This is a genomic window from Nitrospira marina, assembly GCF_059568365.1.
The window spans coordinates 4364693-4384277 of sequence record NZ_JCANTH010000001.1; the positions used below are offsets into that span (position 1 = coordinate 4364693).

Here is a 19585-nt window from a genome sequence, read left to right on the forward strand (position 1 = left end):
TTTCCACGTGGTCCGTGGGTATTCATTTGATAGGAAATACCTCCTCCCTCCGTTTGTAACAGACTCGTTTCCACACATACCTACCCATGAGGATGGGGGATATAGCCTAATCCTCTTGCTGGCCTTTCGGTTTCGCACTGCACAAATTTAAAGAAGGGGAGTGTTGAATAATAAGGATGTTCAAAAGTAAATTTGCCCAGGATTAGATTACTCATCAAAGCCTCCGGGTCGGTTCAAAAAAGCATGCCCTGAGTCCTCCCGAAGGGTCCGTCCAGTCCTGCCCTGAGTCATCGAAGGGAAGGCCACAGCCTGCCGTGTCTCAAAGGGCACAACTTTTGTTTTACGCGCGGAGCGTACGCGTAGTACGTGAGCACGGGAAAATGGCGAGAACGCCGCTGGAGGCTTTTTTCAACAGACCCAGAAGAATCAACGAGAGGGATTGGGTGCGGAGGCAGGAGAAAGCGGCGGAGAATCGGATGGACGGCGGGAACGGAGGATTTCTTCCAGGGTGAGCAGAGCATCACGGCCGGAATTGGTTTCAAAACCTTTCGAGAGACTCGTATCGGCATAGGTGTGACCCTGTTGCTGCGTGGCACTCTGGCTCAAGCTGCCAGACCAGGGGCGGGGATCTTGCGACCCATGCTTGCGACCCCAGGCCGCCAGACAGGCCTTGGCGATGATTTTATTAAGCGGCGCCGGATTGTACAGCATCTTTTTGATATTCCAGGGCGTCAAGCTGAGCGGGTTGTAGCCCTTCGATAAATACCCTTCCGACAATAATCGTTGCTCCAAATCGGTATTGGGCTGGATTCCTAGGAAAAACATCAAGGGAAACACCCGGTCTTCTCCCAATATCGAGGCCACTATTTTGTACGACTCGATACTTTGGAGGAGCGTCTCTTCTGTTTCGTCCGGGGAATTCAAGGAATAATTAAGAATGACCCTCCCGATAAATCCCGCTTCCTTGAGATACCGGCATCCGTCATACAAATGTTCAAGCTTGAAGCCCATATGCATGCTGTTCAAAACTTTTTGCGAGCCCGCCGTGATCGCGACCTCTAAATCTCCCACGCCGGATTGCACCATCAGCTTGGCCAACGTTGGATTAATCAGGGAGGTCCGGACATATCCTGACCACTCAATATGTAATTGTTCAGAGATAATTCGTTCCAGGATTTCCGTACATTGGGGATACGCATCCTTGCCGGTGATGAACTGCGCGTCGGTAAACCAAAACCGCCTGGCTCCCCATTGATGGTAATACTGAGCAATGTCCTTCACCACATTTTCCGCCGGGCGATAGCGCACCCGTTTGCCTTCAATATAGGGATAGAGACAAAAAGCACAATCATACGGGCAGCCGCGTTTGCTCTGCACGCCGATACATTCGCCGATATATTCACGGTATTGTGGAAAGATTGACGTGAGATAAGGAATATCTACGGAGAGCGCATCTAACAGGGCCGGCGTATTTTTGGTGCCCTTGGTAACTTTTCCCTGCTCTTTAATGATGAACCGTTCTTCACCAAGAGGCTCGCCGTTCAGAACTTTAAGAATCGCGTCCTCCCCTTCTCCCAGAATACCAATGATGCCTTCCGGCAATTTTTCAATAAGCTGATCCGCAAAGGCCGTGAACGCTCCGCCGCCGATCATCATTCCGATTGAGGGAAATTCCTTCTGAATCAGCCAGGGATACGATAGGTTACTCCGGATATCCGTGTAATAGCGGTACAGGTTTTGAAGCCCTTGGAAGGAGGCCACCACTCGCTTCAGGGGATTGCTCGCGTAATAAAAATTAAACGCATGCTCGAGCGAGGCATCGCCTTCATGCGGAGAAAAAATTTGGATATCCCGCCATGAGAAACACACTAATTCCGGCTGAAAAGCTTTGGTCACTTCCCGTAATTGTGCTTGACGTTGATCCGGAGGAAAAAGGGAGAGATCCAGAATCTGCTGACGCACATCCGGCCGGCGCCGGTGGATGAAGTCAGCCAGGTAGGTAATCCCGGTGGGATAGACCTTTTTACAGGGGAGAAAGACGTAGAGAACGGAGTTCATTGAGCTATTTCACCGCCACATGAATGGCGACTATTCCACCGGTCAGATTGTGATAGTCCACGGATTGAAACCCGGCTTCCTTTAGTAATTGGGCAAGCCGATTTTGGTCCGGAAAATTGCGTATTGATGCCGGCAGATATTCATACACCCCCGTACCATCGCGAGCCACCTTGGTGCCGATCCAGGGGAGCAAATGAAAGGAGTACCAGTCGTAAAGCTTGCGCAGGCCGGCTGAAACAGGACGGGAAAATTCCAAGCACACAAAGCGACCCCCCGGTTGCAATACCCGGCAGATTTCCGAGAGAGCTTGGGGAAGACTCCCGACGTTGCGAATACAAAATCCGGCCGTCACCGTATCAAATGTGGCAGACGGAAAGGTGAGATGCTCCGCATTCATCTGCAAACAGGTAATACGGTTGGCCAAGCTCTGAGACCGGACTTTATTCTGTCCCACTCGCAACATGGCTAAATTTAAATCCGCTGCGATTATTTGACTTGTATAGCGAAGATGTTGATCCACCAAGATAGCAAGGTCACACGTTCCCGCGCCCAAATCCAAGGCTCGTGTCCCAGGGATGTCAGGTATGTAGGAAATCGCCTTGCGTTTCCAGGAATGGTGCAGACCAAAACTCAAAAGAGAATTATTCAGGTCATAAAATTTGGCAATGGCCGTGAACATTCGCTGGACGGCCTGCTCCCGAGCCGGACCGGTCCATGTGGACGCCGCTTTGCCAGGGATGTCGATTTTATTCATGACAGGAACCACCCCAAGGACCTAGCACCCGATCTTCAGTTTTGTCAAGAATTTAACCCTTTAGGATACTGGAGTGAACAATCAAAGCCTGCCAACACATTGCGGGGAAAAACCGGAGAGGGAATTAAATAAATAGGGTGGTTTCCGCACCGGAGCAGGCAGAAATAATTGCAGGCAAGCCCATTACTTCATCGACCCCTTGAGTGACCGCCTTGGCATCGACTCCCATATACTCAAGTCCCGCACTACAGGCAATTAATTTGAACTGGCCAACCTGACGGGCTTCCTCGAACATGTCCGAAATGAGCGGAACTTTGCGTTCACGGATCAATCGGGCCACTTCTGGGGCCTGGGCGGCATATTCCGGAGGAAAATCCAATTCATTTAACCGGCCTTCCGCCAGCTTTTTGATGGTCCAGAACAACAGCACCACCATCACGTCTTTCCCCATCGCGGAAGCCGTTAATCCCAGCGTGGCCACTTGATGGAGCTTATCGTAGGTCGCATTATGCGCATAAATGACGAATCGTGGCTTACCCCCCATGGCGCGTCATTTCTCCACTTATGAAGGAAACCACTCCAGCTTGCGGATGTGGCTCAGCAGCCCCTAACTCACAACCAACGTTTGTGACTACCATAGAATTACCGTCTTGTGGGACGAATTAAAGGCTGTGGTTTGCGTCGAGTGAGGGTCCAACCCTCTTCCTCATATAACAAGCAGCATTTCATCCGACCACACACCCCGATCCGATGACTATCCATGCCATTCATGGGTGCGTCAGCCCGACCGCGAGGATAGACGGGCTTAAAATCGGTTAAAAAGGTGGAGCAACAGAGCACCAATCCGCAGGTATCGACGCCACTCAGTCGAGCGGCTTCCTCACGGCTTGAAATCTGGCGCATCTCAATTCGACATCCAAATCGCCTGGCCAGATCTTTGACCAGTTGGCGAAAATCAATCCGATCATCGGCCGTATAGGTGAAGGTGAGTGATCGCTGGGCAAATGAGCCAAACACTTCCACTAACGTCATGCCCAAACCCAATTCGGCAATCCGTTCCTGGCAAAACTCCTCACCCTCTTGGGCCAAACGCAGCTGGCGCGCAATCTGGCGTTCATCTTCTTCAGTGGCTTTACGAATAATCTGCCGCATCACCCGCATCGGCGGGGTAAACGGGAGGAATTGAGGAGGGAGATAAACTTTGCCAAAGGTATGGTCGTTGTCTAAATCCAACAACACCCAATCACCGACCTTCACGGTATGATCATCGGTCCGGGTTTTTTTTACCTCTCCCAGATCCCGTACTTTGACACCGACCACCGCAACTTCTTCTATATATTCGTTTTGATCTTCAGAATCCTGCACCATGAATCATTGCCTCCCTTTGCTACCAAGGAATACTGTAGGCGTGAGGGTCAATCATACCGGACTTGCCGGAAGAGGCCAAGCAGGAATCTTGGAGGCTCAAACCTGGGTACTCTAACCCGTTCCCGGCTCACACCGGCTATCGAGGTTTTCGCAGAAAGGGAGGAGGGGCATGATCCAACTGGTATAAACCGATTGGTGTCAGTTGATCCGCCAGATGAGACACCAGGGTTTCCCCGTTGGGGCCGGCTCCAAACACATCAAACGCCTGGCCGAAATGATAGCGACAGCCAAACGGTTCCAGTTCCTGCTTCAGACTTTCAGGAGGATCCCAATTCGCGGTGAGCAAGGCCGTACGGGCCGGATTACGCCCACTGAACATAAAGGATAAATGATCGGGATACCAATCCGCACCCCCTGTCGCATAGGAGACAAAGAGTTTGGCTTGGGCCGTTCGACACAACTCGGCTAAATAGGCATTGGTCAAAAAGCCGTTTTCTCCCACCTCCAACCAGGTTCCCGGAGGAGAGAGACAGGCATATGCCGCATAACTCCGGACTTCTTTGAGTTGTTGTTGCGAGGCAAAAACCAATGGAATCGGACCATATTTTGACACGAGGTTTGCCATGACTTTGTCTTGCAAAGCCGAGCGGCCATCATTGGTCGGCCCGCTATCGGCATGCACCAGCGTGTTCCGCCCCCGGTCCGCCACCAAATAACAATTTCGCGGAAGTTCCACATCACATGGATCTTCACCGAAAAACGGCACGGATACTACCTGGGCGTCCCCTATACGCCAACTTTCCCCATGAGCCAACTCTTTGACCTGCGAAAAACCTAACTCTCTGAGAAGGGACAGATAATCAAAATGTAGCGCCTTCCGGTTGCGTCGACTCGGCACAAAGATCGGCACATCTTTAGGCAAATGGTACAAAGTGCGAGGATCGACATGGTCGTCATGGTCGTGGGTGAGAAAAATTCCAGCCGGGCGCGGAAGCAGGTTTGCCCACAGAGACGGGACAGGAGACTCCGCGAACCATGGCATGAGCCAAGGATCAAACCATAAAAAATTATCCTGGTGTCGATACATCAAAGCCGCATGGCCTAGATGCACCACATCCTGATCCCTCGTGACTTTACGCCAATGTGCCTCAAGGGAGGTGTTGGGAGCGATGGCCAGACAATCATGGTCTTTCAATAAGGTGAATAACTGCGCCAATTGCCGTTCAAGATCTCGCCCGCCGGCCTGGGCCACCGCTTGAATCTCCCCCATCGTATGCCGGCCAGTAAAAAAACCAAGGAAATGCCCCACGTTCGGCCCGATTGGCCGCTCAAACCCGAAGGGGATCGCTTGCCGCGTGACGGAGTTAAAAATCCGCAACCCTCCATACGTCATCTTGGCCGAAGCTGTGGGATTTTTGGGATAGTCCCAGTGAAAAGTCCCATCGGATTTCCGTCCGCACTGAATATGTCGTTGTAGGGGAGGACGAGATTGCACCACTTCCGCATAGGCGTCCTCCAAACGACGGGATAGTTGAGGGTCATCCACGGAAGCACGTTGGGCCATGATGTCGCTGATGGCGGTCTCGATACCGCTCATCATGATCTCATGCACCTGATGAAGACTACTGACGACTTCCGGTTCCACCCCGCCCAAAAACGGGAAAGGTCCGGGCGGTTCGGTGCTCTCCAACTGAACCCAGACCCACGGGTACAGTCCAACATGCTGCGAGGGATCAATGGTCGTCCAAGGATTCATGGCAAGATGAGAGGGAGAGAGAACTGTCTCGTATACTGCGAAGGGAAGGAACCACGAGGGTTCGACCCTGCTCTATCGCAATTGGATTGAGGGTTCAAACAACACCTGAATCGTATTCTGATCCGGATCCGAAAGATAAAACGAATAACTGCCGTCGCGATGTTGCTTCAAAGGTTTCACAATCGTATGGCCCTGTGTTGTGGCTTCCGAAAATAGCGCCTCCACACTTGCCGGAGAATCCATTAAAAACCCCAAATGATCCAACGGGTGAACCTGGGAGAGGTTAAATTGGCTCAACTCTTCAGAAGTCACTTGATGCAGTGCGAGATTATCATAGCCCGTACTGAGGTAGACATTCCCGGGATCTGGCTGCCACACAACTTTCATATCAAAAAGTCGTTCATAAAACCGTTGGGATGCCTGAACATCCCGCACCCGTAAGGCCAAATGGCGAAGTCCGAGGGTTTTTCTTTTTTCCTGCATCTTAATTTCGTCAATGGATGAAGAGTGAGACCACATCGCCCACGAGTATTTCGAAGAAAGGCATCATACCCAGGACCCCGGGATGGAGCAAGTTGCCGAACGAACGTCAAAGAACCCTAAGGTCTGTTAAAAATCGCACCATTATCTGTATGTCTTTAGGATCCCACCTGTCGACCCAACGGTTCACGATGAAAACAGGAGGAATAGTCAACGGCATTCTGACGACGCCAAAGCCGACCCTATGAAGTCTAAGTGTGGCCACATGGTTCAACTTTACCTCCGAAACCTTTGACCTAACATTCATGATCAACCGGAATTATGGTATTTTAGTAATCGAATCATTAATAAATTGTGGGATTGCCAGAAAAAATTGGAGGATAAAATGGTAGGAAGTATGTGGAATCGACGGGTAGCGTGTGTTGGAATATGGACGGGCCTATTACTCATCGCTGCAATTTCCGGTACGGTTAGCGCTTCTGAGCCTCCGCAGAAAATTGTGGGAAAAGACGGCGCCCCGATGGTCTTGATTCCTGAAGGAGTCTTTCCCATGGGTGTGCCCAAGGCGGCCCGGGACGGGGGACTTGATGAACGGCCGAATCATGACGTGTTTGTAAGTAGTTTTTATATGGATAAGTACGAACTCACCAATGGGCGTTATCTTCAATTCGTGACTGAAACCGGACACCGGACTCCCCAACATCCCACGGATCAAAAGAAAGGACTGTGGAAAGGAAATATGATGCCCGAGTCGGTCACCGACCTTCCGGTCATCAACGTGGACTGGAAGGATGCCGAAGCCTATTGCCACTGGGCCGGCAAACGCCTTCCTACCGAAGCCGAGTGGGAAAAAGCAGCAAAAGGACCCAACGACTGGCGATTTCCTTGGGGTGACGTCGAACCCACGCTGGAACATTTGAACTTTAATCAATCGTGGCGGGGAGAGGCCACATTAACCCAGGTGGGTATTTATGAAAAAGGCAAAAGCCCCTATGGCATCTATGATGTGGCGGGTAATGTCTGGGAATGGGTGGCCGACTGGTACGAAGCGGACTATTATGCCAAAAGCCCTGCCCGGAATCCCCCAGGACCCGAAACCGGCCAATATAAAGTATTGCGGAGTTCAGGCTGGCAGGGGGAAACCCCACAGGTACGAATTTTTACGAGGATCAAAAGTCTTCCAACGGACCGCAATAATTCCACTGGATTTCGATGCGCCCAGGATGTGCCTGCTCCATCAGGCCAATAAATTTTTCACCCCTCTGTAAGGTACCACCATGAGCGGTGAACAACTCAATGTCGGCTTTCAAGGGCTCCGGGTAGGGGCTCTTGAAAGCCGGATGGCCACGGAAATGGAACGGCTGATTATCCGGCACGGAGGTGTGCCTATTGTCGCCCCGTCAATGAGGGAACTCCCACTATCGGACAATCCGCAAGCGCTGGAATGTGGCGATGCCTTGCTGGCAGGTCAGGTCGACCTACTGGTTCTACTCACCGGTGTAGGATTTCGGACTCTGCTGGATGTTGTACAAACCCGGCATACTCGCGAGGCGATCATTGCCGCCTTGCGCAACACGGTGCTCGTCGTGCGGGGTCCCAAACCAGCCCTGGTATTAAAAGAGCTTGGACTTCAGCCGAACATTCTGGTCCCTGAACCCAATACCTGGAAAGATACTCTCGTCGCTCTGGATGCATCCTACCCGGATGGGCTCCAGGGCTTACGGATCGCAGTGCAGGAATATGGGGTCAGTAACCCAAAATTTCTGGAAGGCCTGAGGGAACGGGGAGCAAAAGTTCGACCGGTACCCGTCTATCGTTGGACCTTACCTGAGGATCTGGCACCCCTGAAACATCTGCTTCAGGAAGTTATGGATGGGGTCATACCGGTTTTGTTGATCACCAACGCCATCCAAGTTGAACATCTCATCAAGGTGTTAGAAAAGGACGAGAAGATTAACCTTTTTAGAAAAGCGCTTCACCGCATGATGGTCGCCTCTATTGGCCATCTGGCAAGCGAACGGTTACGTCACTATGGTTTCCCCGTCGACCTCGAACCTTCCCACCCCAAAATGGGGATCCTGGTCAAAGAGGCCTCCCAGGCCGTTCACACCATCCTGACCACGAAGAACCCCCCGCCAATGAGGGATAAAACCTCGACCTGATCCTCCCGCGAACGCATCGGACCTTCTCTCTCCTCCTTGCGAATTTCTAAATGCGGGTTCAGTTGAATTGAGGAGTTTGGGTATTGAAGCTCGGCGGTCTATTGTGATTCCCATTACCTCCAAAGCCTCCCTTTGTTTTGGTGACCACTCACCGCCAACTGAAGCCTGCCGTTCGGTCCTTGGGTCGGACGCTCTTACGAACCGGCGGGCTTTGTTTGAGCGCAGCGAGTTAGGCCGCCCTCCTCAGGTTCGCGTCCGTCCCATCTTAATAAGACGGGACGGGGCGTCACTGGTTTTGGGTCTTTTTGCTCGACCAACAAATGTTGCACCCTACGGGATGCGCCAAGCAAGACCTCGGCTGTCGGGACGAACCCCGGCAACGCTCGTACGTGCTAGTCATGCCAGTGAGTAGAAGGATGGGCTGGAACCTGTCGGAAAATATTTTGAAAGAATAATAAATGGAATAACACGCCCCGACCAATCACTCTTTGACCACCAACCCGACCGGCTTTACCACACAAAAGGAATGAGGCACTTGGTTCGATGGCGGTAAGCCTCATATTCAGGGAATCGATTCATCAAGAGGCGCTCTTCGTAACGGAGTTTGACCGATAAGGTCACCAATAATCCCACCCACAACAGCATACGGTAAGAAAGCGGACTTCCCAGAGTCCAAGCCAAGGTCACCAACAAGAGGCTGGTATACATGGGGTGCCTGATCCAGCGGTAAGGGCCGAAGACAATGAGTGTCCCCTGGCCAGGGACTTCCGGGAATACCCTCACCTGTCAAAGTCCCATGGTCCTCAACCCCCAGAGGCCAACCACCCGCCACCAGCAAGTATGGCTCGCATGCTCCAGCCTGGAGGCCACAGTGGCCCGGTGAAGGCGAACAACCCGATAAGGACAAATTGGATTCCGACCAGCGTCAGAAAAAGAGCGGAAGGCGATGCATTCCCATTGTCTTAATTCATAACCAGCTAATACAAGCTTCCGAAGCGTTTCGCCCCCCCTTTAAGAAATCCCATCAATCTTCCGAGGATTTTGAAGGAAGGGGTACAATGAATCTCACGACTCACAAATTGTCTTCGACGTATACCGCGTCTCTCACGGCGACATTGGCCCAGACAATGATGCAATGGCACTCGACATTCCTCAAACCCATTCTCCCGGCCGTCTTTTTTTTCGCCGGCGTGACCTATGATACCCTCACGTTAACACGCATCGATCGATTGCTGGATAATCTGATTATCCTTCTCTACATCACGCTTCTGGGCACTCTCATTATCCTCACCGGACGATTTCAACTGGGACTGGTTCCCTCAACACCGGACATACCCGGCTGGAATGTCCTGAGCCTGATGCATCGGGCCCGTCCCCATTTTTGCAAAGCCATGCAATTCCTATTAGGTGGGCTGTTCAGTGCCTATGCCATCCTCTATTCCCAAAGTGCATCATGGTCCACCTCCGCCATCTTTTTAGGAATCATTGTCGGATTGCTCGTCGCCAATGAATTTCTTTCCAAACGATATTCCAGTCTCAAAATGCTGATGGGTCTCTTTGCCATCGTCACCTTAAGCTTTATGACCTTTTTCCTCCCTGTCCTGACGGGCTGGATGAATGCGGCGGTCTTTTTAACCGGTGCCCTTATCACCTTAGCCGTCGTATGGGAAACCGTCAGGCTCACCCTCCGCGGCATTCCCAACCTTCCTATCAGGGCTTCCTTGAGCATTTGTTTTCCGGCTTTTGCCCTGGTGGGTCTGTGCACCACGTTATATTTTTTAAATTGGATTCCTCCCATTCCCCTCTCCCTCAAGTCCGGAGGCATCTATCATCACATCGAAAAACAACAGAATGAATACCTGCTCACCTATGAAGATGGTCCCTGGTACGCTGTGTGGAAACGGTCCGATGACCGTGTCGGAACGGACACACCCGTCTATAGCTTTTCATCCGTGTTTGCTCCGATCACCTTGCATACCACCATCTATCACCACTGGGAATGGAGACCACTCACCAAGTCAGCTGAATTCATCACCACAGATCGCATTCCCATTTCCATCACCGGAGGAAGAGAGCATGGCTATCGCATGTACACTATGAAACAGCGGATCCAGCCTGGGGAATGGCGGGTGAATGTGGAGACGGAAGACGGCCAACTCATCGGGCGTATGGCGTTCTCAGCCGAAGCAAATTATTCACCGTCCCATGAACTGACGACCATCACACAGTGAATAATTTTCCTTCTTTCCTCGTGCATGTTTATGAGGTTATGTTTCGTCACGCCGACATGATTTCTGACAGACGTATTGCGTCGGATCCATCACGACAAAAAAAATTAAAAAACTCCTGGAATTAATTGCTTAGACGTTGTAGTATAGATTCAATATCATCATGCACAACTATCGAAACACTTCTTGCTTACATCATTCCCTCTTCAATTTCGCTCCCGAACATCGCTTGGCATTGCAGAACGATAGCGCCGATAAATTTTTCGCGTGACGTCCTACACTAATAACGGGCTCAAGGGTTCCTATTATTCACAGACTCACTGCTATCGTAGGAGTGAGCTATCACTGCGGCTTCGACGTCGCATCTCATTTGAAAGGGGGTGAGTGTTTTGGCCACAAAGAAGAAAGCACCAGCCAAGAAAAAGGCTCCAGCCAAGAAAAAAGCTCCAGCCAAGAAAAAGGCTCCAGCCAAGAAAAAGGCTCCAGCCAAGAAAAAAGCTGCCACGAAGAAACGGTAATTTTCCCAGTGTGCGGACATTACGCCGGATGGGGCATGCTCCATCCGGCGTTTTGGTAGGGTCAATCTGTTCTGCCGTCAATCAGAACAGGGGTCCTCTTAACAAGTCTTTTGTCGGTCTCCCTCATCTCCACTCGTTCCATCATTTTTCCATCTCACCTTTTTGCGGACCACCGCTCACCTCTCAATGGACGAGCAGGCTGCAGCTCTTGACTCCACGAACTCCACCTGGAATGATCCTGATCTCCACAGGTATTGATTGAACACCACACAGATGTTCTGCTTTTTAGTTTCTTAGAAGGGAATGTGATATGTCGCAACACACCGGTAATTTAGTCGGATTGATGGCTCTGTATGTATTCGTGGGTATCGGGACAGTCCTTTTTTCCAATGGCTCCGGCTTTGCCTCGGGCGAAGAGCTGAACACACCCCACTCCCCAAAAAAATCTTCTGAATCTTCATCGCCCCCATCCCCTCAATCGGCACAAACGGACCCTGCAAAAATGTCGTTAGACAAGAAAGGTCAGGAAGAATTGGAGGCGTTACGGAAAAAGCCGGATGAATTTCGTACGTTGATGACCGGAGTACAGATTTTCCTCGGACGCTTTGGATATGGAGTCGGACCCTATACAGGAATTCTCGACCAAGCTACTAAACAGGCCTTGAAAGCCTATCAGAAACATTCAGGGCTCTCTCAGACCGGGGACCTCGACTTTCCAACACTGAAACATCTCACAGAAGATGATCGTCTTTTAAATCGTGTGGTCCCATTCCTTCCCCCACAGACCTTTCACGATCAGGAATGGGGACAATGGGTGGAAATCCAAGGTTCCTGGATGCTCAAGGAAGGCAATACCGACGAGGTCCTGCAAACCTCGCGCATCACCTGTATGAAAGAATTTAAACGGTGTATCGACTCGACCGCATCCCTGGTCAATGCGAATGTGCCCCAACTCAAAGTGCATACTCATGTTTATGATATTCAGGAATGGGATGACGCCAACATCGTGTCGGCACCCTATGATGGGGAAGCCTGTGCCGTGAGTATTTTACGGATCTCACGGAATCCCCCACTTGTCACCCGTTTTCTTTCTTTGCAAAACAAACCGGGACCGTGCGCCAAGGTGCAAGCCGAAGACCGACAATACGTCCTGGAAGATGGTCCCAAAATCTACCAGATTCTCCGGATGCAAAAGTCTGAGGCCATTCAGGAAATCCTGCAAGTCACCAAGTAACGCGCTGTAATCCGGGGTCAATCGTGATGCTCACAGGAATAGGACATGGGATGTTGTAGGAATCGGGGGCCAGATAAACGCGATATCCCGTATCCTCAGAAGTCACACTCATGAAGAACCTCCTCACCGGATGAGAGAAAGGCTCTGGTTAGCCTTTGCCCCTAAACGCCCAGGAGAAGTACAGCCCAGCCACGGCAATCGTGAAGAGTTGAATGTTTTGGAGTATGGGACTGCGTTGAGCCCCCTCCGTGGGGGGAGAGGTAATAAAGTGAAACCCTAAAAATTCCGGAGGCTGTCCCGGTGGCGTTTGCCAAGGAGGGAATAAGACCGCCAGGATGAGAAGGCCCACCATGATATAGAGAATACGAAGGTTGAGTGGCTCCTGCTTGGAATCCTCCACCTGCTTTCGATCCACCCGATTCCCGCATTTTGGACAGAACCGTCCTTGGCGGGGGAGATCATAGCCACAGGAAGGGCACGGCTTGGTTTCACTCACACAGCACCTGATTTCTGTTAAGATGAATCATGTCTCGCGATCATTGGATTTCTCTATCTTGCCCAATTTCCATCGATTCGTCCAGGCTGGTCCCGCAAAATGATTTGACTCACCTCCCACGTCATTTTTATAATTTCTCACTAGATCACGATTCAATCCCAACATCGATCCTCATTCGTTCCCTCAAACTGGTGCACGTCTCTCTCCCGATACATCCCTTTGCCCCTTTGGCCCATGCACCAACTCCACCATCATTCATGAATCATCTTTGTCAGGAGACAACGTGACACCCTCTTCCTTTCGGGTCCTCTCTGTGATTGGCGCCGGAGCCTGGGGAACGGCTTTGGCCCACCTACTGGCCACCAAAGGATTCAGCATCCGCTTATGGGCACATGAACCTGAGGTCGCCGAGACCATCCAACGCACCAGAGAAAATTCCTGGTATCTCCCGGAGGTGGTCTTACCTAATTCCATCCAGGCCACGATCAGTCTTCCGGATTGCGTGCAGGGCACGGATGTCATCCTGCTCGCGGCACCCTCACATGCCATGGCCAATATGGTGAAGCAACTCAACCTGTTATTAAAGGAACCTCTTCCCATCATCATTGCCACCAAGGGCATTGAGGAAGGCACCCTGCAATTAATGAGTCAGGTGGTCGAAAGTCATCTCCCCGCCGTCTGGCATCCGTTCATCACCATTCTTTCCGGGCCCAGCTTTGCATCAGAAGTGAGCCGTTGGAAACCCACGACCATTTTACTCGCCGGGCGGGATTTCAATCTGGTCAATGGTCTGCAACAAGCCTTCATCACTCCACAGTTTCGCGTGTATGCCGGACGGGATATGATCGGTGCGCAACTGGGCGGAGCCTTAAAAAATGTCATGGCCATCGGCGCTGGTGTGGTGGATGGGCTGGACCTCGGATCTAACGCGAGAGCGGCCTTAATCACCAGAGGACTGGCCGAAATGATCCGGTTGGGCCGGGCGATGGGCGCCGATGTCGCCACCTTTTATGGGCTATCGGGGTTGGGAGATCTGGTGCTCACCTGCACCGGGACGTTGAGCCGGAATTACCAAGTGGGCATGCAGTTGGCCAAGGGGGCGAATATGACCACGTTACGCACAACCACCAGAACCGTGGCTGAAGGCGTTCCCACCAGCCGGGCTGCCATGGCACTGGCCGAACGTTATCACGTGGATATGCCCATTGTGCGCGGCGTGTTTCAAATGTTGTTTGAAGGGCGTAATCCCCGGCATATAGTGACAGATCTCATGTCGCGATTAGCGAAAGGCGAAACCGATGGCCTGTTTTCCGCCAGTACCGCGACCTTTGGTCCCAGGGCTCATTCATGAATCATGACCGGTTAGCGGCCTTGCTTCAACAGGTTCAAGACGGACACGTTTCTGTCCCCCAGGCCATTCGACAGCTCCGCACCCTCCCGTTTGAAGATCTCGGGTTTGCCTCAGTGGATCATCACCGGTCGCTCCGACAGGGTTTTCCCGAAGTGATCCTATGCGAAGGAAAAACACCCGCACAAATTACAGCCATCGCTCGAAAATTGTTAAAGGCCGGCGGACCGTTCCTTGCGACACGAGTCTCGCCCGCTAATGCGCGCAGTCTCAAGCGATTGGCCCGCAAGGCGGTGTACCATGAAATGGCCAGAATGGTCTCTCTTTCCGATCACAAGCGTGACAAGCAGGGTTTAATTCTTGTTGTTACGGCCGGCACCTCCGACATCCCAGTGGCCGAAGAAGCCAAAGTCACCGCCGAAGTCATGGGAAGCCGGGTGCACACACTCTATGATGTTGGCGTCGCAGGCTTACATCGGCTCTTGGATCGCCAGGAAAGCCTTCATCAGGCGCGAGTCGTCGTCGTCGTCGCAGGAATGGATGGGGTTTTACCCAGTGTGGTGGGAGGGTTGGTTGATCGCCCGATTGTCGCCGTGCCCACCAGCCAGGGCTACGGGGCAAATTTTGGCGGGCTTGCCCCTCTCTTAACGATGCTGAATGCCTGCTCATCCGGAATCGGCGTGGTGAATATCGATAACGGGTTTGGAGCCGGCAGTCTCGCCCACCGCATCAATATTAACGGGAAAGCGGAAGGTCTTCCTTAGACGTAGGTAACTCAGGCATCGGCTCGCTCAATGATTCCGATGTTAGCGGCTCTCCCATTTCAGGGACTATGCTCTCGTCTTTCTCGTCCGGTTCACCGATTTGAACATCGGCCTCGGAACCACCGGCTTCCTCCGGTTGAAGAACACCCGCAGCATCCATGGGAGCCTCTTCCTCTGGAAGCACCGGATCGTCGGAAGACTTCAAATCTTCGTCCGTGTTTGAGCCACTCTCTTCAGAACTCTCTCCCTCACGAAGAATTTCCAGTTCTTCCGGAATATCTGGTTCCGGAGGAAGGGGAGGCAACACTTCACCCACATACGCCAACGCTTCGAGTGTCCCGTGAACCCGCCGTGACACAATCTTCGTCCGGGGGCCATTTCCCTGATCCTCCATCAACTTGGCCTGGAGTTCATAAAAATACGAGCCATCAGCAACGAGTTGATGGTATTGATCTTTCCCATCCCAGACCAGCTCCACTGGAATGGTGAGATTCTTTCCTTTCGTCTCCAGTTCGTCCACCAATAGACGATGTGCGACAAAACTCATGGAGCGCCGCGTCGGTGACGTAATCATGGCAGAGACTTCCAGCACATTGGCCCCCCGTAACGATGACGGCAACTCCACGAGCAGGGTCAACTTCAACCCACTTTTCCCAAGAATAAAGGGATCAGGAGAAACCACCACATCAGAAATTTTCACGGGGGAAGTTGCCGGTCCTTTTTTTCGTTTGGCATCAACCTGTTGGGAAAAGGCTAAACTTACAATGAGACTGAAGCAAAAAATTTGCAGCGTTTTCAGAGAAATTTTAAATAAACGAGCCATCTGATTCCTTATGTGTAAAAACGTGAATTCCATCGGTCAGGTAATGGTCGATGAATCCCGATAAATGTCCGAATAAAGCAACCCCTGGGAACTCATGTCATTCGGAGGACAACGAAGGATCTCTCAAAACTGTGAGACCTCCAACCAGGCCACAGATCCTTAGGCGATCGTTATTGAAGGCATCCTTCATATTGTGCCAAAGATTTCCTCTTCAGACCAATCAAATCCCAAAATTGTTGAATATTTTTTCATTAGCCTTTGGCCTGGCTGAGCCTTGCAGCCGAGGTCGGAAAGACGGAGGCGCACTGTTTGAGCCATTCGAGAAGACTCAGAGCAGGCTCCGCGAGTTTGCGCTGCCGCCGGATTCGGCAAGCCTGAAGATTCCTGGCCCGAGACCCCACTTGATTCAGGATAAGACAGTGTTTCTACCACTATTTGATGGTTCCCTTTACAGGTTTCATGAGGATTCACTAAGAAGATCTTGAGCCGCACTCATAATCATTTTTTCGAATAAAGGTTGATCATCGGGTCTTTCATCCCATTCATCAGCCCAATAAATAAAGGGATCTAATAGCTGAATATTTTCTTCGTGTGATATCACTCTAAGATCCCAGATTTTTTTCGCCCCTTCATACGCTGAAATCTCGCGTCGAACAATTTGTTCAGCAATACCTCGGCCTAGATAAAGAACTGCATCACGTGATTCCGGAATTTCCACATCTAACTCATGAAAGACTTTTTTCAATAGATTGACCTCATCGGTATCAGAGGCCCTATTTAAGCCTGCCAATATCCGAAGAGAAGGTGAATCATACCCCTCTACAAGAGCCATTGTAGCCAAGTCTGGCAAATCTGTGGAAATTAGAAGCCCTAAAGCCAACTTAGCCGCCGTAATTTCCAATACACCACTTTTCATTTTAGGAAGCCATTTAAATGAGAAATAATCTTTTTTCTAGTTTTTTTGTCCGCCACAAGTTTTTTTGTTTAACCTCGTTTATGCCTCTTAGGCCTTTGGCGTGGCCGAGCAGTGCAGCCGAGTCCGGAAAGACGGGGGCGCATTGTCTGAGCCCTTCGAGAAGACTCAGGACAGGCTCCGCGAGTTTGCGCCGCCGCCGGAATTGGCGAACCGCGCAAGGAACCCGAAGGGCCACGCCAGGGCCAACATGGTTTTGGGTCCTTTTGCCGTAACAAAAGGACCTCGTGCGCCGGGGCGAAACCCGGATAATTTCAAGAAAATTTGTCCCCATCTCAATGACCAACTCAGCGTCGCGTTCAGGATTTTGATATGCTACGGTTTCGCCTTTGAACTTTTTCAGGTGTAATTTCATGACCAGACATCTTCATATCGATGCATTTTCGGGTGTGAGCGGGGACATGTTTTTGGGTGCCCTGGTGGACACGGGTGTACCCATGTCTGCCCTGAAAAATGGCCTCAAATCTTTGGGCATCAAAGGCTATCGGCTGCGCGAGCAACAGGTGATCCGCAACAGCATCCGGGCTACCAAAGTGGATGTGGATATTCACAAAGGGTTCACCAAGCCTTTATCACTTGCCACCATAAAAAAAACTTTAAAGAACAGTCGCCTTTCCGACACAATTCGCAGGCAGGCCCTTCATACCTTCCAACTGCTGGCTGAAGCCGAAGGCAGGGTGCATGGCCAAGAACCGAATAAGGTCCATTTTCATGAGGTGGGCGTAATCGATTCGCTGGTGGATATTGTCGGGACCCTGCTGGGGTTCGCGCATCTGAACATCACGACGGTGTCATGTTCACCTATCAATCTGGGAGCCGGTACTATTTCCACGGCGCATGGGCTGCTTCCGGTGCCGGGACCGGCGGTGGCGCACATGGCCCAGGGCATTCCCATTTTTTCCAATGGACCGGCCATTGAATTCACAACACCGACCGGGATCGCGTTAGTTAAAACTCTATCCCAGGATTGTAAACCGCTCCCACCCTTAACACCACAAACAGTGGGGTATGGCGCAGGCACGGCCAATCCTCATGGCTGGCCTAATGTGTTGCGTTTATTTGTTGGTAGCCAAGATTCTGACTCTTTGAATCACACCGAACGCGTTTTTCAGCTTGAGACGAACATTGATGATATGAATCCCCAATTGTACGAGGCGATCATGGAGCGCCTGTTCGAGGCTGGAGCTCTTGATGTCACATTAACTCCAACCATCATGAAACGGAGTCGGCCCGGCACGATTGTGACAGTCATCGCGTTCTCACAGGATCTTCAGGCGCTGCAGTCAATCCTATTTTCCGAAACCTCGACGCTGGGAATACGGATCCAGGAAATGAACCGAGCCATCCTACCTCGCTCCTTCCAAACAATTAGACTGTTGGGGGGGGCTGTCCGCATGAAGATTGCCGGTCTTGGAAAAGGCCGTTCTAAGGTCACTCCCGAGTATCGTGATTGTGTCGCATTGGCTGAGCGCACCAAGCAATCAGTTCAAACGATCATCGACCTCGCACGCCGGACGTATGTCAGTGCGAAAACCCCATCCACGCGCAAAACTTCTCCTGCCAAATTGGCAGAGCGCAAGTAATCCATTCATGGCTTCCACGCAACCGATCAAACCGCTTTTGGCGATTACCATGGGCGATCCTGCCGGGATCGGTCCCGAAATCATTGTGAAAGCTCTCCAGTTGCCGAAAATCTGGCGAGTCTGTCGGCCCCTGGTCATCGGCAGCCGGACCATCCTGGAATACACCGCGCAATCCTTGGGGACCTCACTGGTTCTTGTGCCGGTGAGCGGGCACGAATCATCCTCCGATTCTCGAATGTTCCGCCGGGGCTCTCTCCCGTTCTTGGATCCCTTTTCCGGATCAATCCGTCCGGTCAGGCTTGGGCGTGTCACGGCACGGTCCGGGGATATGGCAGTCAGGTGCATTCAAACAGCCGTCCGGTTGGCCCAGGCCGGTTGCGTACAGGGCATCGTCACGGCACCCATTAATAAACATGCGATGCATTTAGCAGGGCACACGTACCCAGGCCATACCGAAATGTTGGCGGACCTGACGAAAGCAAAAGAATCGGGGATGATGATAGTCGGGGGTCCCTTAAAAATTTTATTTGCGACTACACATCTGGCTCTCCGTGATGTTCCGAACGTATTGAACTCCACCACAATTCTCCGGGCCATTCGATTGGCTCATCAGGGACTCACCCGCTTGTTCCACATTCAGAAACCGCGCATCGGCGTGGCGGGCCTCAACCCTCATGCCGGCGAGAATGGCCTGTTTGGCGACGAGGAAGGCCGTCTCATTCGACCAGCCATTCGGCAAGCCAAAAAACAGGGCATTGCCTGCACGGGTCCTCATCCTGCGGATACCTTGTTCGGCAAGGCGGTACGAGGATCATTTGATGGCATTGTCGCCTTATATCATGACCAGGGATTGATTCCACTTAAAACGGTGGCCTTCGGCCATTGCGTGAACATCACGGTGGGTCTACCGATCATTCGCACCTCTGTTGACCACGGCACGGCCTATGACATTGCCGGGCAAGGCAAGGCTGATCCCATGAGCCTTGTTGAGGCCATTGAAATGGCTGCCAGGTTGGCCACACATTCCCCATGATTGGCAA

At 51.7% G+C, this 19585-nt stretch carries 20 protein-coding genes; 9 read left to right on the top strand and 11 right to left on the bottom strand.

Annotated elements, in window-relative coordinates:
- Positions 1–426: 426 nt before the first annotated feature.
- From LX98_RS18860 to LX98_RS18885, 6 genes are all read right to left on the bottom strand, one after another.
- Positions 427–2058 carry a radical SAM protein gene (locus tag LX98_RS18860; protein WP_496430317.1) on the bottom strand — a complete coding sequence of 544 codons (1632 nt, stop codon included), beginning with the start codon at positions 2056–2058 and terminating at the stop codon, positions 427–429.
- A 4-nt stretch (positions 2059–2062) separates the two neighbouring features.
- Positions 2063–2812: a methyl-plastoquinone biosynthesis methyltransferase MpqE gene (mpqE, locus tag LX98_RS18865; protein ID WP_496430318.1), complete on the bottom strand. Its 750-nt coding sequence runs from the start codon at positions 2810–2812 to the stop codon at positions 2063–2065.
- Positions 2813–2936: 124 nt separating this feature from the next.
- Positions 2937–3356 (bottom strand): hypothetical protein, encoded by a 420-nt coding sequence (locus LX98_RS18870; RefSeq protein ID WP_312743029.1) that lies wholly within the window; start codon positions 3354–3356, stop codon positions 2937–2939.
- A gap of 98 nt (positions 3357–3454) precedes the next feature.
- Positions 3455–4180: a regulatory iron-sulfur-containing complex subunit RicT gene (ricT, locus tag LX98_RS18875; protein ID WP_496430319.1), complete on the bottom strand. Its 726-nt coding sequence runs from the start codon at positions 4178–4180 to the stop codon at positions 3455–3457.
- A 136-nt stretch (positions 4181–4316) separates the two neighbouring features.
- Positions 4317–5936, bottom strand: coding sequence for an MBL fold metallo-hydrolase (locus tag LX98_RS18880; protein WP_496430320.1), 1620 nt, complete (start codon positions 5934–5936; stop codon positions 4317–4319).
- A 72-nt stretch (positions 5937–6008) separates the two neighbouring features.
- Entirely contained in the window at positions 6009–6419 is a 411-nt protein-coding gene (locus LX98_RS18885) for a VOC family protein (RefSeq protein ID WP_496430321.1), read from the bottom strand.
- A 382-nt stretch (positions 6420–6801) separates the two neighbouring features.
- On the opposite strand from LX98_RS18885, the gene LX98_RS18890 reads away from it, so the two are divergent.
- Both LX98_RS18890 and LX98_RS18895 read left to right on the top strand, forming a co-directional pair.
- The gene (locus LX98_RS18890) at positions 6802–7665 is read left to right on the top strand and encodes an SUMF1/EgtB/PvdO family nonheme iron enzyme (RefSeq protein WP_496430322.1); all 864 of its coding nucleotides are present in this window, start codon (positions 6802–6804) and stop codon (positions 7663–7665) included.
- A 28-nt stretch (positions 7666–7693) separates the two neighbouring features.
- Complete coding sequence (locus LX98_RS18895) at positions 7694–8578, top strand: uroporphyrinogen-III synthase (protein ID WP_496430323.1); 885 nt, start codon at positions 7694–7696, stop codon at positions 8576–8578.
- Between the two features lie 510 nt (positions 8579–9088).
- Here the strand turns inward: LX98_RS18895 and LX98_RS18900 are convergent.
- The gene (locus tag LX98_RS18900) at positions 9089–9361 is read right to left on the bottom strand and encodes a methyltransferase (RefSeq protein WP_496430324.1); all 273 of its coding nucleotides are present in this window, start codon (positions 9359–9361) and stop codon (positions 9089–9091) included.
- Positions 9362–9636: 275 nt separating this feature from the next.
- Between LX98_RS18900 and LX98_RS18905 the strand changes: the two genes are divergently transcribed.
- The 3 genes from LX98_RS18905 to LX98_RS18915 all read left to right on the top strand — a co-directional run bounded on the left by LX98_RS18905 (position 9637) and on the right by LX98_RS18915 (position 12558).
- Complete coding sequence (locus tag LX98_RS18905) at positions 9637–10809, top strand: DUF2914 domain-containing protein (RefSeq protein WP_496430325.1); 1173 nt, start codon at positions 9637–9639, stop codon at positions 10807–10809.
- A 331-nt stretch (positions 10810–11140) separates the two neighbouring features.
- Positions 11141–11383, top strand: a complete 243-nt coding sequence (locus LX98_RS18910; protein ID WP_496430326.1) for a hypothetical protein — start codon at positions 11141–11143, stop codon at positions 11381–11383.
- A 251-nt stretch (positions 11384–11634) separates the two neighbouring features.
- Positions 11635–12558 carry a peptidoglycan-binding protein gene (locus LX98_RS18915; protein ID WP_496430327.1) on the top strand — a complete coding sequence of 308 codons (924 nt, stop codon included), beginning with the start codon at positions 11635–11637 and terminating at the stop codon, positions 12556–12558.
- Here LX98_RS18915 and LX98_RS18920 read toward each other — a convergent pair.
- Together LX98_RS18920 and LX98_RS18925 are read right to left on the bottom strand one after the other, a co-directional pair.
- A complete protein-coding gene (locus LX98_RS18920) occupies positions 12548–12670 on the bottom strand; it encodes a hypothetical protein (RefSeq protein ID WP_496430328.1) in 123 nt (40 codons plus the stop codon). The genes LX98_RS18915 and LX98_RS18920 overlap by 11 nt on opposite strands.
- 36 nt (positions 12671–12706) lie before the next feature.
- Complete coding sequence (locus LX98_RS18925) at positions 12707–13054, bottom strand: hypothetical protein (RefSeq protein WP_496430329.1); 348 nt, start codon at positions 13052–13054, stop codon at positions 12707–12709.
- Positions 13055–13337: 283 nt separating this feature from the next.
- Here LX98_RS18925 and LX98_RS18930 point away from each other — a divergent pair, with 283 nt between their 5' ends.
- Together LX98_RS18930 and larB are read left to right on the top strand one after the other, a co-directional pair.
- Positions 13338–14405: an NAD(P)H-dependent glycerol-3-phosphate dehydrogenase gene (locus LX98_RS18930; protein ID WP_312645687.1), complete on the top strand. Its 1068-nt coding sequence runs from the start codon at positions 13338–13340 to the stop codon at positions 14403–14405.
- The gene (larB, locus tag LX98_RS18935; protein WP_496430330.1) at positions 14402–15166 is read left to right on the top strand and encodes a nickel pincer cofactor biosynthesis protein LarB; all 765 of its coding nucleotides are present in this window, start codon (positions 14402–14404) and stop codon (positions 15164–15166) included. Before LX98_RS18930 ends, larB begins: the two co-directional genes overlap by 4 nt.
- Here larB and LX98_RS18940 read toward each other — a convergent pair.
- Together LX98_RS18940 and LX98_RS18945 are read right to left on the bottom strand one after the other, a co-directional pair.
- Positions 15138–15989: a hypothetical protein gene (locus tag LX98_RS18940; protein WP_496430331.1), complete on the bottom strand. Its 852-nt coding sequence runs from the start codon at positions 15987–15989 to the stop codon at positions 15138–15140. The two genes, larB and LX98_RS18940, sit on opposite strands and share 29 nt — an antisense overlap.
- Before the next feature lie 457 nt (positions 15990–16446).
- Complete coding sequence (locus tag LX98_RS18945) at positions 16447–16905, bottom strand: hypothetical protein (RefSeq protein WP_496430332.1); 459 nt, start codon at positions 16903–16905, stop codon at positions 16447–16449.
- Positions 16906–17315: 410 nt separating this feature from the next.
- Here LX98_RS18945 and larC point away from each other — a divergent pair, with 410 nt between their 5' ends.
- The gene (larC, locus tag LX98_RS18950; RefSeq protein WP_496430333.1) at positions 17316–18545 is read left to right on the top strand and encodes a nickel pincer cofactor biosynthesis protein LarC; all 1230 of its coding nucleotides are present in this window, start codon (positions 17316–17318) and stop codon (positions 18543–18545) included.
- A 7-nt stretch (positions 18546–18552) separates the two neighbouring features.
- Positions 18553–19578 carry a 4-hydroxythreonine-4-phosphate dehydrogenase PdxA gene (pdxA, locus tag LX98_RS18955; RefSeq protein WP_496430334.1) on the top strand — a complete coding sequence of 342 codons (1026 nt, stop codon included), beginning with the start codon at positions 18553–18555 and terminating at the stop codon, positions 19576–19578.
- The last annotated feature ends 7 nt before the right edge of the window (positions 19579–19585 follow it).

What these genes read in the sequence shown, in the direction of transcription:
- LX98_RS18860 (WP_496430317.1), bottom strand. Translation starts at nt 2,058, where the DNA reads ATGAACTCCGTTCTCTACGTCTTTCTCCCCTGTAAAAAGGTCTATCCC.
- mpqE (WP_496430318.1), bottom strand. Translation starts at nt 2,812, where the DNA reads ATGAATAAAATCGACATCCCTGGCAAAGCGGCGTCCACATGGACCGGT.
- LX98_RS18870 (WP_312743029.1), bottom strand. Translation starts at nt 3,356, where the DNA reads ATGGGGGGTAAGCCACGATTCGTCATTTATGCGCATAATGCGACCTAC.
- ricT (WP_496430319.1), bottom strand. Translation starts at nt 4,180, where the DNA reads ATGGTGCAGGATTCTGAAGATCAAAACGAATATATAGAAGAAGTTGCG.
- LX98_RS18880 (WP_496430320.1), bottom strand. Translation starts at nt 5,936, where the DNA reads ATGAATCCTTGGACGACCATTGATCCCTCGCAGCATGTTGGACTGTAC.
- LX98_RS18885 (WP_496430321.1), bottom strand. Translation starts at nt 6,419, where the DNA reads ATGCAGGAAAAAAGAAAAACCCTCGGACTTCGCCATTTGGCCTTACGG.
- LX98_RS18890 (WP_496430322.1), top strand. Translation starts at nt 6,802, where the DNA reads ATGGTAGGAAGTATGTGGAATCGACGGGTAGCGTGTGTTGGAATATGG.
- LX98_RS18895 (WP_496430323.1), top strand. Translation starts at nt 7,694, where the DNA reads ATGAGCGGTGAACAACTCAATGTCGGCTTTCAAGGGCTCCGGGTAGGG.
- LX98_RS18905 (WP_496430325.1), top strand. Translation starts at nt 9,637, where the DNA reads ATGAATCTCACGACTCACAAATTGTCTTCGACGTATACCGCGTCTCTC.
- LX98_RS18915 (WP_496430327.1), top strand. Translation starts at nt 11,635, where the DNA reads ATGTCGCAACACACCGGTAATTTAGTCGGATTGATGGCTCTGTATGTA.
- LX98_RS18920 (WP_496430328.1), bottom strand. Translation starts at nt 12,670, where the DNA reads ATGAGTGTGACTTCTGAGGATACGGGATATCGCGTTTATCTGGCCCCC.
- larB (WP_496430330.1), top strand. Translation starts at nt 14,402, where the DNA reads ATGAATCATGACCGGTTAGCGGCCTTGCTTCAACAGGTTCAAGACGGA.
- LX98_RS18940 (WP_496430331.1), bottom strand. Translation starts at nt 15,989, where the DNA reads ATGGCTCGTTTATTTAAAATTTCTCTGAAAACGCTGCAAATTTTTTGC.
- LX98_RS18945 (WP_496430332.1), bottom strand. Translation starts at nt 16,905, where the DNA reads ATGAAAAGTGGTGTATTGGAAATTACGGCGGCTAAGTTGGCTTTAGGG.
- larC (WP_496430333.1), top strand. Translation starts at nt 17,316, where the DNA reads ATGACCAGACATCTTCATATCGATGCATTTTCGGGTGTGAGCGGGGAC.
- pdxA (WP_496430334.1), top strand. Translation starts at nt 18,553, where the DNA reads ATGGCTTCCACGCAACCGATCAAACCGCTTTTGGCGATTACCATGGGC.